We start from the raw sequence: 12,346 nt of genomic DNA on the forward strand, positions 1-12,346 counted from the left end.
GTTCGCTCAAGTGAACGAACATCCGCGCCTACTTCTGGGAGGACACATGTTGGACGCCGCGGACATCCGGACCGTGCTGGTGGTGACCGCCCACCCCGACGACATCGACTTCGGGGGCGCGGGCGCCGTCGCCTCGCTGACCGACCGGGGCGTCGAGGTCGTCTACCTCCTGGCCACCTCGGGCGACGCCGGTGGCTTCGACCGGGCCGTCGACGGCGTCGGCATGGCCGAGCTCCGGCGGGCCGAGCAGGCGGCCGCCGCGAAGGTCGTCGGGGTGACCGACATCCGCCACCTCGGCTACCCCGACGGGGCCGTCGAGGCGACCCTGGCGCTGCGCAAGGACATCGCCCGGGTGATCCGCCAGGTCAGGCCCGACCTGGTGATCACCTCGACGCCGGAGCGCAACTACGTGCGGCTGGGCCCCACCCATCCCGACCACCGGGCGGTCGGCTCGGCCACGCTCGACGCGGTCTACCCCGACGCCCGCAACCCCTACGCCTTCCCCGACCTGCTCACCGACGAGGGCCTGGAGGCGTGGACGGTCCGGGAGGTCTGGATGATCGGCTCCCCCACCCCGAACCATTGGGTCGACGTGACCGCCACGCTCGACCGCAAGCTCGCCGCCCTGCGCGCCCACGTGTCGCAGACCGGCCACATGGACGACCTGGAGGGCTTCGTCTCGGGCTTCCTGGCGGCCAACGCCAAGGCCGGGGGGCTGCCGGAGGGGACGTACGCGGAGTCGTTCCACGTGATGTCAACCGGCTGAGCGGCGCGTCCTCCTGGCGTCCATGCGGCGGGCCCCCCGGGCCGCGACGAAGCCCAGCGAGTTGGTCGCCAGGTGGAGCAGAGCGGGGGCGAGCAGGCCCCCGCGCCGGCGCAGTTCGTGGAAGCCCAGGCCGGCCAGGGTCGTGGTGGCGACGGTCCCGGCGACCAGGCGGGGGGTGCCCGCCCTGGCGGCGGCCGGGTTGGCGCGGGCCATGTCGAGGGCCGGCAGCACGTGCCACAACCCGAACAGCAGGTTCGAGGCGACCGAGGCGGTGCGGGGCTTGAAGGAGTGGCCGAACAACTCCGGCAGCACACCACGGAAGGCGACCTCCTCCAGCAGCACCGTCCCGACCGGCACCTGCAGCAGCGCCTCCTCGAACAGCCGGGCCCGGGTCAGCGCCAGGGCCCGTTCGTCCATGAACAGGCGGCGGGTCGGGGGCAGCAGCACGCCGCCGGTGTAGCCGGCCGCCACCGCGGCGGCCAGGCCGCCGCCGATCAGCGCGCCCCTGGCGGGTGAGGCGAAGCCGAGGTCGCGGGCGCCCGCCCCGGCCCCGCGGGCGATCAGCAGCAGCGCGCCCGTCGCCACCGCCGAGGTCAGCGGCGCGTAGCGGCGGGCCACCGTGTTGTTGAGGACGTTGGCCGCGGCCAGCACGCCCACCGCCGCCCCGAGAGCCGCGCCCGGTCGCCGCGCCCGTCGCCGCCGGGCCTGTCCACTCGCCATCGCGTGAGCCATCAGGTAGGTCTGCCCTCTCAGCAGGCCCCGACGCCCTGTTCGAAGCCCCGCGCGAAGTTGAGCTGCCGCTGCTGCGCGGTCCCGTGCGCCCCCGGCTCCCACCACGCGTCGGTCGGGTCGCCGGCGTTCTCCAGGTTCGCCATCAGCTCGGCGTCGTCGCCCTCCTGCGCCTGCAGCCGCCGGCCGTCGATCAGGCCCTTGAGGGTGCCGCCGGCGTAGCAGTCGGCCTGGAGCTCGGACTGGACGGAGAACTCGAAGTTCGACATCAGCTGGTTCTGCACCGAGTGCCCGAACTCGTGCGGGATCACGATGTAGACGGCGGCGTCGCCGAGCTGGTCGTAGAGGCTCTGCAACCAGGTCGCGTCGTAGGCGATGAAGTGGCCGTCGGGGCAGTAGAAGGCGTTGTTCGGCACGGAGGGCTGCCCGCCGCAGTCGGGGCCGTCGTCGCCGTTGTACTCGACGAACCGGCTGATCGGCTGGTAGGTGCCGCCGGAGGCGGTGAACTGCTGGGTCCAGAACTCCTCGGTCAGGCACCGGGCCAGGCGGACGTCCTCGGAGAAGGTCTCGCCCGCGACCTCGCAGTCGCCCGGAGGATCGGTGGACGGGTCGAGCTCGGTCTCGATCGAGTCGGGCGTGGTCACCTCGGGAGCCGGTTGGGCGCCGGGATCGGGGGCGGTCACGGAACCGCACGACATGGTCAGGGCCAAGAGGGAGAACGCCAGGAGCGCGCGTAATTGCACGCCCTCATCCTGCCCGCCGAAAGGCGGATATTTCTTGAGAAGACCGGAGTTCTAGCCCCACAGGTGGACGGGTTCGTTGGTGTGCATGTTGGCCATGTACTCCACCGTCATCCGCCGCAGCCCCTCGTGGCCGCCGCCGTGTTCACGCACCTTCGTGACCTGCCAGGTCGCGCCGGTCACCCCGGTCAGGCAGCGCTGCTCGATGATGCCGAGCAGGCGGTCGCGGCACTTGGGGTCGCAGCCCCACAGGTTCAGGCCGTCGTGGGCCAGCGGCAGCAGGCGGCGCAGGATCAGCTCGGAGGCGGTGACCTCGCCCAGGCCGGGCCAGTAGAGCCGGGCGTCGATGCCGTGCCGGGCGGCGGCCCGCAGGTTGTCGGCGGCGGCCGAGAACGACATCTGCGTCCAGACCGGGCGTTCGGCGAAGGGCAGCACCCGCATCAGGCCGTAGTAGAAGGCCGCGTTCGCCAGGATGTCGGCCACTGACGGGCCGGCCGGCAGGACCCGGTTCTCGACGCGCAGGTGGGGGAGGCCGCCGGAGATGTCGTACACGGGGCGGTTCCAGCGGTAGACCGTGCCGTTGTGCAGGGTCAGCTCGCTGAGCGTGGGCACTCCCCCGGCCTCAAGGACCATCGCCGGGTCTTCGTCGTCGCAGATGGGCAGCAGCGCCGGGAAGTAGCGGTTGTTCTCCTCGAACAGGTCGAAGACCGAGGTGATCCACCGGTCGCCGAACCAGACGCGGGGCCGCACACCCTGGGCCTTGAGCTCGTCGGGACGGGTGTCGGTGGCCTGCTCGAACAGGCTCAGCCGGGTCTCGCGCCAGAGCTCCTTGCCGAACAGGTAGGGCGAGTTGGCGGCCACGGCCACCTGGGGCCCGGCGATGGCCTGGGCGGCGTTCCAGTGGGCGGCGAAGTTGCGCGGGCTGACCTGCAGGTGCAGCTGGACGCTGGTGCAGGCGGCCTCGGGGGTGATGCTGTCGGCGTAGGTGTGCAGGCGCTCGACGCCGTCGATCGCGATGCGCAGGTCTTCGCCCCGGGCGGCGAAGATCTGCTCGTTGAGCAGCTTGTAGCGGGGGTTGGCCGACAACGTGGCCTCGGAGAGGTCGCTCTCCTTCAGCGTCGGCAGGATGCCGACCAGGACCATGTGGCCGCCGACCGTCCGGGCCTGTTCCTCGGCGTGGTTCAGGCTGTTGCGGACCGTCTGCTCCAGCTCCACGAGGCCGGGCCCGCCCAGCTCCCGGGGTTCGACGTTGATCTCGACGTTGAACTGGCCCAGCTCGGTGGCCCAGTCGGGCGCCGAGATCGCGTCGAGGACCTCGGCGTTCTTCATCGCCGGCTCGCCCCGGTCGTCGACCAGGTTGAGCTCGATCTCCAGCCCAGCCAGCGGCCGCTCGGAGTCGAACCGCGCCTCGCCGAGCATGCGGGCGAGCACGTCGAGCGAGCGCTTCAGCTTGTCGCGGTAGCGTCGCCGGTCGTCGCGGCTGAACTGCGTAGCGGGTACGTCACGCCCCATTTGTGAAGCCTGTCACACCCGGGGGTCTCAGACCAGTCGGCGTGCGGTGGCCCAGCGGGACAACTCGTGGCGGTTGGACAGCTGGAGCTTCCTGAGCACCGAGGAGACGTGGGTCTCGACGGTCTTCACGCTGATGAAGAGCTCCTTGGCGATCTCCTTGTACGCGTACCCGCGGGCGATCAGCCGCAGCACCTCCCGCTCGCGCTGCGTCAGGGAGTCGAGTTCGGGGTCGATGGGCGGGGCCTCGGTCGAGGCGAACGCGTCGAGCACGAAACCGGCCAGGCGGGGCGAGAAGACCGCGTCGCCGTCGGCCACGCGGGTGATCGCGTCGGTCAGCTCGGCGCCGCTGATCGTCTTGGTCACGTAGCCCCGCGCGCCGCCCCGGATGACGCCGATGACGTCTTCGGCGGCGTCGGAGACCGACAGGGCCAGGAACCGGACCTGCGCCCCGGAGCCCAGCACCCGGCGCAGCACCTCGACCCCGCCGCCACCGGGCATGTGCACGTCGAGCAGGACCACGTCGGGTTCGAGCTCGGCGATCGTGGCCACGGCCGACTCGACGTCCTCGGCCTCGCCGACCACCTGGATGGAGGGGCCGAGCTCGGCCCGCACCCCCGACCGGAACAGCCGGTGGTCGTCCACGATCAGCACTCTTACCGTCTTCATGGGGTGGTCCTCTTCATCGTCAGCGTGATCTCGGTGCCCTCGCCGGGGGCCGTCTTGACGCGGGCCGTGCCGCCGAAGCGCTCCATCCGGCCGATGATCGACTGGCGGATGCCCATGCGGTCGTCCGGTACGTCGTCAAGCACGAACCCCTTCCCGCGATCCCGGACGAAAACGGTGGCCTCGCCGGGTTCGACCTCAAGGTAAACCGATACCACGGGCGATTCGGAATACTTCGCCGCGTTGACCATCGACTGCCGGGTCGCGTGCACCATCGCCCGCAGGCCGTCGTCGAGGTCGCAGTCGCCCACGCAGACGATCTCGATCGGGACGCCGTGGGCGTCCTCCTCCTCGGCCGCGGCCCGCCGGACGGCGGCGGCGAGGGTGGCGTCGGCGTCCTGTTTGGGCATGTAGAGCCAGTTGCGCAGGTCGCGTTCCTGGCTGCGGGCCAGGCGGGTGACCTCGCGGGGGTCGTGGGCGGCGCGCTGGATCAATGTCAGGGTGTGCAGCACCGAGTCGTGCACGTGCGCGGCGACCTCGGCGCGCTCCTCCTGCCGGATCCTCTCGGTACGTTCCTTCTGCAGCTCCCGCCACAACCCGGCCAGCCACGGGGCGGCGATCAGCGCGACCCCGCCGAGCACGACCGCGGTGAACACCAGGCCGGTGCTGGCCTGCGCGAGCTGGTCCTGGGCGGCCAGGAAGCCGATGACGCCGACGCCGACGAGCAGCAGGCCGATGCCCGAGCGCACCCAGGTGGCGCGCACCCGGCCGACGGTCGAGGTCATCCACTTCTGCCGCCGGCCCGGCTCGGCCTGCTGCCACAGGATGAGGGAGCCGATCCCGCCGACGGCGATCGGCCACATGGCCAGGCCCCCGGCCGCCGCCCCGCTGACCAGGGCGAGCGCCCCGAAGGCGAACCCGAGGAGGCCGTAGGCGGCCACCTGGCCCCAGTCGCGGCTGCCGTGGGGGTGTTCGGTCTGCTCGGTCGCGGTGAACATCCACAGGGCGGCGTACGCCACCACCCCGACCCCGTCGAGGATCGTGAGCAGCACGAACGCCAGCCGCAGCACGACCGGGTCGAGGCGCAGCTGGGCGGCGGCCCCTTGGGCGACTCCGGCGACCACGCGCCCCGCCCGGGGCCTCATCAATCTGGGGGACGCCTCAACGGCGCCAGGGTTATCCGACATTGCTCCTGCATCGTCACATGTCGTCTCGCGCGTCCGCATCAGGGCGAGTCCCTGAGAAGGCTTTCAGGGACGTCCCCGATGGCGGTCATCCCGGGAAAACGGACAGGATGGGCACCATGACCGAGGCACCACCCGAGGAGATCCAGCTGGCCCGTTCGTCCGACGGGCGCATGCTCATGGGCGTCTGCGCCGGGATGGGCCGCTTCACGGGCATGGACCCGGTGCTGTTCCGCGTCGGGTTCGCGGTGCTGCTGCTGGGGTCGGGCATCGGCTTGTTCCTCTACATCGCGGCCTTCCTGCTGATGCGCGAGCCGGGCGGGGGCCCCGGCCACGTGGAGCAGTGGACGCGCAGGATATTCGAACCCGAGACCGTGATGGCCCTGCTCGTGGCGGTCTTCACGCTCGGCCTGGTGATCAATTTGGCCTCGGGCGGCATCGACCGGGGCACCATCGTGGTGGGGGTGCTGCTGGCCATCACGCTGCTGGCGGCCCACGCGCGGGGCGTCGACGTGCTCGGGCTGATCACGTCGATCCCCGAACGCCTCTCGGGGCGGCGGGGCACCACCAAGATGGAGCCGCCGCCCGCGACCGCCTCGACGTTCACGCTGGGGGCCTTCACCACGGGGGCGACGGGCGGGAACCTCCGGGAGACGGTGCGGGAGTCGTTCCGCGAGTCCTACCACACGTCCTTCGGCCGCTACCCGTCGGCGAGCTCGGCCGACGGCGAGCCGGCGGCCGAGAAGCCACCGGAGCCGCAGGGGCCGCAGGAGGCGCAGCGGCCCACCCGGGAGTACCCGAAGCCCCCTCCGCCCGGGCCGAAGGCCCCCGACGGCTACCGGCGGTTGTCCGATCTGGCCTATGAGGCCAGGCAGGCGGCCTACGCGGCCGGCGACGCGTTCGCGCCGCATGGTCCCTACGCCAAGAGGGCGCCGACGCCACCGCCGCCACCGCCCTTCAAGGCGCCCAAGGCGCCCAAGGCGCCGAAGGTCAAGAAACGCAGGTCCTTCGTCGGCGGCCTGACATTCGTGCTCGCAATGATCGTTGGAGGGGTCATGGTCGCCGTGCAGCAGCCCGGGACCGATTCGGTGAGTCTGCCGATGGTCGGCGGGGCGGTGCTGGCCGTCATCGGAGGCGGCCTGCTCGTCGCCGCCTGGTTCGGCCGGGGGGCCGGGCTGATCGCGCTCGGCGTGATCGTCGCGGTGGCCCTGGTGGTCGGCACGTCGGTCACCGGCATACCGAAGAGGGTCGGCAGCTATACGTGGCATCCGACGACCGTCGCGACCGCCCAGCGCACCTACGCCGTGGGCGTCGGGGCGGGCGAGCTCGACCTGACCGACCTCGACCTCGCGCCCGGCTCCCGGATCAGGTTCGACGCCTCGGTCTCGCTGGGCCAGCTCACGGTGGTGGTGCCGCCCGATGCCGTGATCGAGGTGCACGGCACCACCCGCCTGGGCGACGTCAAGATCGAACATCACGTGAGCGACGGCACCGACGTCCAGATCAGCCGGGTGCTCAACCCGGTGACCAGCCCCGACGGCCTCGCGCCCACGATCGAGCTGTACGTCTCGGCCGGCGTCGGCGACGTGGAGGTGCGCCGTGGCGCCTGACGTGCCGGAGCGCAACGACCGCAAGAGAGGCCACCGGACCGACTGGATGGCGCTGCTGTGCGGCCTGCTGTTCGTGGGGGTCGGGGTGCGCTATCTGACCGACCCGACGCCCGACCCGGCGATCATCGGGCCTATCCTCATCGGAGGTCTGGGGATGGCGGGCATCGCGGGCATCCTGGCCAAGGTGATCCGGAAGCGGTGACCCGAGGGTTGATCTGGGACTTCGCAGGCGTACGTTCGGAGTCTGGCGGTAGTTGTCTCCGGAGCGGCTTTGAGAGAACGGAGTCGAGCCATGCGATTCGAGCACGAGTTCACCGTGCCGGTCCCGGTCGACCAGGCGTGGTCGGTCCTCCTCGACGTTGAACGGCTGGCCCCCTGCCTCCCCGGCGCCACACTCGACTCCGTCGAGGGCGACACGGCCACCGGGAGGATGCGGGTCAGGGTCGGCCCCCTCACGGTCGACCACCGGGGCACCGCCCGGATCGCCAACGCCGACAAGGACCTGCGGACCGTCGAGGTGGTCGTCGAGGGTGTGCACGCGACCGGGGCCACCGAGGCGGCCATGACGGCCCGGCTGCTGGAAGACGTCGCGGGCACGCGGGTCACGCTCGTCACGACGTGCGCGACCGACCTGCCGCAGGTGGTGCTCGACGAGGTCGGCGCCCGGTTCGCGGCCAACCTGGCCGCCCTGATCGAGGGGCGGCGGCACCTGACGGTCGTGCCCGACCCCATCCACGAGTCCCACCCGTCGGGCACGCTGCGCACCTCCCGGACCGCCGAGGAGGAGGCGTTCGACCTGCGGGAGGCCGCCGGGGCCTCGCTGGTCAAGCGGCTGGCCCCGGTGGTGGGCGGGCTCGGCGCGATCGGGCTGATCGTTTACGTCGTCCGGCGATGGGGCCGCCGGTAAGTCGTCGGCAAAAGATGACTACAGAGGGCAATCGTCCGATTTCGTGAGGGAACATCCCATATCAGTGATTTTCGTCTGATATGGGGGTGGGTATGGCGGCCCGACCGGCTGTGACTGTGGTCGTGATCACCTACAACGACGCGGCCCGCCTCCCCAGGGCCGTGCACTCCCTCTACGCCCAGACCCTCCGCGACCTCGAGATCATCGTCGTCGACGACGCCAGCACCGACGACACCGCCGACGTCGCCGGCCGTTTCCCCGGTGTGCGCTACATCCGGCGCGTGCAGAACTCCGGCGGTTGCGGCGCGCCGCGAAACGCGGGGCTCGACGCGGCGCGGGCGCCCTACGTCATGTTCCTCGACAGCGACGACGAGCTGCCCCGGCACGCCTGCAAGGCGCTGCTCACCGAGATCGAGCGCACCGGCGCCGACTTCGTCGCGGGCCAGATCGTGCGCCACTACGACGACAGCGGCAAGCACGCGCCCTACTACCCGGAGCTGTTCACCCCGCGCCGCACGGTCGAGGGCATCCGGGCCGAGCCCGAACTGTTCCTCGACGGCTTCTCCACCAACAAGATCTACGACGTGGAGTTCCTGCGCGGCCACGACCTGCGCTTCCGCGAGGACCTCCTCTACGAGGACCACGTCTTCACCGCCCGCCTCTACGCCCGCGCGCGGCGGTTCGCGGTGGTGCCGTGGCCCGTCTACCGGTGGCACCGGGCGACCGGCGAGAAGCAGTCGATCTCGCTGAGCCTGCGCGACGTCGCCAACGCGCGGGCCCGGGTCGCCGCCGCCGAGAGCGCCGACCAGGCGCTGCGCGACGCCGGGATGGGCGACCTGGTCGCCCGCCGCCAGGCCCGGTTCGTCCAGCAGGACTTGCGGGTCTACCTGAACGCGCTGCCGAGGTTCGACGCGATGTGGGCCAAGGAGCTGGCCGCCGTCGTGCGGCCCTACCTGGAGCGCCTGGAGGAGGGCGTGCTGGAGGGAACCGACCCGATGACGCGGGTCTGCGGCGAGTTGCTGCTGCGCGACCGGATCGACGACCTGTGCGTGGCCGCCCGCAGCCTGACCGGCCCCAAGGCGCCGCCCCGGCAGGCGATCAGGGTCGACGGCCTGACCTACTGGGGCGCCGAACCCGACCCGGCCTTCGAGATCACCTCGATGCGGCTGGCCGAGTTGCCCTTCTCGGAGTCGCGGCTGCGCCACGAGGTCACCGAGATCTCCGCGAGCGGATCGGTCCTGTCGATGTCGATCACCACCTACGACCCCTTCGGCGTCGTCGGGCTCGACACGGTGGCCGACCTCATCGCGAAGAAGCACCGGATCCGGCTGATCCCGCGCCGCCGTCCCGACGGGACGATCGAGACCGAGGTCGCCCTCGACCTGGCCGCCGTCGCGCCGGGCCGCAGCCTCGCCGACGAACCGCGCCTGGGCTTCACCCGCCCGCTCGACGGCCACACCACCGGCGACCCGCTGCTGGTCGGCGCGGGCCTGGCACCGCTGACGCTGAAGACCAAGGGGTACGAGATCACCGCCCGCCCCCACGGCGACACCGCGACGTTGCGGCTGCACTGGCGCAAAACGGGCCTGGTCAGGGCCGTCGCGCGGCGGCCGTCGATCCGGCCGCACGCCCTTCGCGTGGCCGGGCTGCCGAAGCGGCTGCGCGGGCGGTTGTCGGTCCGGGGCGTGAAGCTGGCCGTCTACAAGGTGCTGATCCGCGTCGTGCCGCGCAAGAAGGACCTGGTCCTGTTCGAGGCCGACTGCGGCCGGGGCTACACCGGCCACCCGCGTTACGTGCACGAGGAGCTCGTGCGCCGGGGGTCGCGCCTGCGCGCCGTCTGGTCGCGCTCGTCGGGCGAGTTCCCCGCCCACCTGACGACCGTGCGCCGGATGAGCTGGCGGCACATCTGGACCATGGCCCGCGCCGGCTGGTGGGTCGACAGCCACGGCATGCCGCTCGGCTTCCCGAAGCCGCGCGGCACCCGCTACCTGCAGACCTGGCACGGCCAGGGCATCAAGTCGACCGGCCTGGACGCCCCCGACCTGCGCGGCGACTTCCCGGGCCCGCGCGAGGAGTGGCGTGCCAACGTCGCCCGCTGGGACGCCCTGGTCTCCCCCGGCGCCGAGTTCGAACGCACCTTCGTGCCCTCGAACGAGTACATCGGCCCGGTGCTGCGCCACGGCTCGCCCCGCTGCGACGTGCTGTTCCACGGCGACCCCGAGGCGGCGGCGCGGGTGCGCCGGGCCCTGGAGATCCCCGCCGGCAAGAAGATCGTCGTGTACGCGCCCACCTACCGCGACCTGTCCCGGGGCGCCTCGGTGCGGGCCGACCTGCGCGAGCTGGCGGCGGAACTGGGCGACGAGTGGGTCCTGGTGCTGCGCACCCACCCGATCGAGAAACACGTGATCCCGCAGGACCTGCGCTGGTTCGCCCGCCAGGCGGGCGGCTATCCCGAGGTCAACGACCTGCTGCTGGCCGCCGACGTGCTGGTGACCGACTACTCGTCGCTGATGTGCGACTTCGCCGTGACGGGCAAGCCGATGGTCTTCCTCATCGACGACTGGGAGACCTACCGCAGGACCGAACGCGGCAGCCAGTACGACCTGCCCGAGATCGCCCCCGGCCCCTGCGTCACCACGACGCGGGAGCTGGCCGCCGCCGTCCGCGACCCGTGGAGCCCCGAACGCTACGCGGCCTTCCGCCGGACGTGGTGCGCCGAGGAGCGCGGCCACGCGGCGGCCCGGGTCGTGGACGCGTTCTTCGAGGGCCGCACGCCCGAGACGCCGGTCGCCGTGATCCCGCAGCCGACGGAGGCCGCCCTGTGAACACCGTCTCGTTCGCCTGCCTGGACGCCGACGCGCTCGGCGGCCTGCAGCGCGTCACCCACACGCTGGCCCAGGGCCTGGCCCGGCGCGGCTACGACGTCCACGTGATCGGCCTGCACCCGTCGCCCGACCCGGTGACGTACATCGAGGACCCGGCCTACGGCCACCACGAGCTCAACCCGGGCCCGCGCTGGGGCCTCGGCGCGGGCAAACGCGCCCGCCGGCTCCTGGACGACATCGCGCCCGGCCTGCTGGTGATGACCTCACCGGGAGTGGTCGCCCGCCTGTCGGGCCACCTGGGCGGCCACCGCGGCATCGGCCAGTACCACGGCTCGTTCGCGCACGCCCGCGGCACCTGGCACCTCGGCGCGGTCAGGGCCCACTACGGCGACCTCGACCAGGCCGTCTTCCTGAGCGAGGACGACGCGTGGCGCTTCTCGGAGGAGGCGCTGCTGCCCAACACCTGGCACATCCCGAACCCGCTGCCCGGCTGGCCGCACCGCCCCTCGCCCCTGCGGCGGACCCGGATCCTGGGCGTCGGCCGCCTGACCGGCGTGAAACGCTTCGACCGCCTGATCTCGGCCTTCGCCCGAGCGGGCCGCCCCGACTGGGAACTCCACCTGATCGGCGACGGCCCCGACACCGACCGCCTGATGTTCCACGCGGTGACCGAGGGCGTCTCGCAGCAGGTCGTCTTCCGCGGCCGGATCCCGGCGGGCGAGATGCCGACCGAATACCGCGCGGCCTCCCTGGTGGCCCTGTCGAGCGACCACGAGGGCTTCCCCCTGGTCCTGGGCGAGGCGGCCGCCTTCGGCATCCCGTCCATCGCCTTCGACGTGTCGGGCGGGGTCAGAACGCTGATCGACGACGGCGTGACAGGCGTCCTGGTCCCGCCGGGCGACGTGACGGCCCTGGCGACGGCCCTGACGGAACTGATGGACGACGAACCGAGAAGGGCCGAGATGGGCGCCGCCGCCCGCGCCCACGCGGACGCCTTCCGCCTGGAACCCGTCCTCGACCAGTGGGAGAACCTCTTCACCCACCTCAGCCGCTAGGCGACCTTTACGGAGTGCGAGCCGACATTGATCGTGACGTCGAGGTGCCCGCCGAGCGCGGCGGCGTAGGCGCGCAGCGTCTCCAACTCCATGACCTCGAGGTTGCCGTTCTCGATCTGAGAGATCCGGGACTGGGAGACGCCGAGGATCTTCGCGATCTCCGCCTGCGTCTTGCCGAGGGCTTTGCGAAGTTCCCCGAGCTGGTAGCCGGCGACATACGCGTCGAGTGCGGCGCGCGCCTTCGCCTTGTGTTCTGGATTGTCCATCTCAGGGTTGAGGCGACGCGCCTCGGCCTTGACGTCTTCCCACTTGCGGGCTCGCATCGATCGGCCTCCATTTCCAGCTTCGCCAGGTA

General features: G+C 71.8%; 12 protein-coding genes. 6 read left to right on the forward strand and 6 right to left on the reverse strand.

Annotated elements, in window-relative coordinates; all coding sequences use genetic code 11:
* Nucleotides 1-46: 46 nt before the first annotated feature.
* Nucleotides 47-766: a PIG-L deacetylase family protein gene (locus AW271_RS16230; RefSeq protein ID WP_062337649.1), complete on the forward strand. Its 720-nt coding sequence runs from the start codon at nt 47-49 to the stop codon at nt 764-766.
* Here the strand turns inward: AW271_RS16230 and AW271_RS16235 are convergent.
* The 5 genes from AW271_RS16235 to AW271_RS16255 are packed head-to-tail and all read right to left on the reverse strand — an operon-like array spanning nt 755 to nt 5,597.
* The gene (locus tag AW271_RS16235) at nt 755-1,498 is read right to left on the reverse strand and encodes a CPBP family intramembrane glutamic endopeptidase (RefSeq protein WP_245653076.1); all 744 of its coding nucleotides are present in this window, start codon (nt 1,496-1,498) and stop codon (nt 755-757) included. The two genes, AW271_RS16230 and AW271_RS16235, sit on opposite strands and share 12 nt — an antisense overlap.
* A 17-nt stretch (nt 1,499-1,515) precedes the next feature.
* Nucleotides 1,516-2,238, reverse strand: coding sequence for a neutral zinc metallopeptidase (locus AW271_RS16240; protein ID WP_062337653.1), 723 nt, complete (start codon nt 2,236-2,238; stop codon nt 1,516-1,518).
* Nucleotides 2,239-2,289: 51 nt separating this feature from the next.
* The gene (locus AW271_RS16245; protein ID WP_062337655.1) at nt 2,290-3,747 is read right to left on the reverse strand and encodes a glutamate-cysteine ligase family protein; all 1,458 of its coding nucleotides are present in this window, start codon (nt 3,745-3,747) and stop codon (nt 2,290-2,292) included.
* A 27-nt stretch (nt 3,748-3,774) separates the two neighbouring features.
* The gene (locus tag AW271_RS16250; protein WP_030451408.1) at nt 3,775-4,413 is read right to left on the reverse strand and encodes a response regulator; all 639 of its coding nucleotides are present in this window, start codon (nt 4,411-4,413) and stop codon (nt 3,775-3,777) included.
* Nucleotides 4,410-5,597 (reverse strand): ATP-binding protein, encoded by a 1,188-nt coding sequence (locus AW271_RS16255; RefSeq protein WP_062337657.1) that lies wholly within the window; start codon nt 5,595-5,597, stop codon nt 4,410-4,412. Before AW271_RS16255 ends, AW271_RS16250 begins: the two co-directional genes overlap by 4 nt.
* A gap of 116 nt (nt 5,598-5,713) precedes the next feature.
* Here AW271_RS16255 and AW271_RS16260 point away from each other — a divergent pair, with 116 nt between their 5' ends.
* From AW271_RS16260 to AW271_RS16280, 5 genes are all read left to right on the forward strand, one after another.
* Entirely contained in the window at nt 5,714-7,204 is a 1,491-nt protein-coding gene (locus AW271_RS16260; RefSeq protein WP_169806350.1) for a PspC domain-containing protein, read from the forward strand.
* Nucleotides 7,194-7,406, forward strand: a complete 213-nt coding sequence (locus tag AW271_RS16265; protein ID WP_062337660.1) for a hypothetical protein — start codon at nt 7,194-7,196, stop codon at nt 7,404-7,406. The genes AW271_RS16260 and AW271_RS16265 overlap by 11 nt, the downstream gene beginning before the upstream one ends.
* A gap of 90 nt (nt 7,407-7,496) precedes the next feature.
* Complete coding sequence (locus tag AW271_RS16270) at nt 7,497-8,111, forward strand: SRPBCC domain-containing protein (RefSeq protein ID WP_062337662.1); 615 nt, start codon at nt 7,497-7,499, stop codon at nt 8,109-8,111.
* A 92-nt stretch (nt 8,112-8,203) separates the two neighbouring features.
* On the forward strand, nt 8,204-10,936 hold the full coding sequence (locus tag AW271_RS16275) for a CDP-glycerol:glycerophosphate glycerophosphotransferase (protein ID WP_063818009.1): 2,733 nt from the start codon (nt 8,204-8,206) through the stop codon (nt 10,934-10,936).
* Nucleotides 10,933-11,991, forward strand: coding sequence for a glycosyltransferase (locus AW271_RS16280; RefSeq protein ID WP_062337664.1), 1,059 nt, complete (start codon nt 10,933-10,935; stop codon nt 11,989-11,991). Before AW271_RS16275 ends, AW271_RS16280 begins: the two co-directional genes overlap by 4 nt.
* Here the strand turns inward: AW271_RS16280 and AW271_RS16285 are convergent.
* The gene (locus AW271_RS16285; RefSeq protein ID WP_062337666.1) at nt 11,988-12,314 is read right to left on the reverse strand and encodes a helix-turn-helix domain-containing protein; all 327 of its coding nucleotides are present in this window, start codon (nt 12,312-12,314) and stop codon (nt 11,988-11,990) included. The genes AW271_RS16280 and AW271_RS16285 overlap by 4 nt on opposite strands.
* Nucleotides 12,315-12,346 lie beyond the last annotated feature (32 nt).

Source organism: Herbidospora sakaeratensis (genome assembly GCF_001570525.1).
GTDB lineage: Bacteria > Actinomycetota > Actinomycetes > Streptosporangiales > Streptosporangiaceae > Herbidospora > Herbidospora sakaeratensis.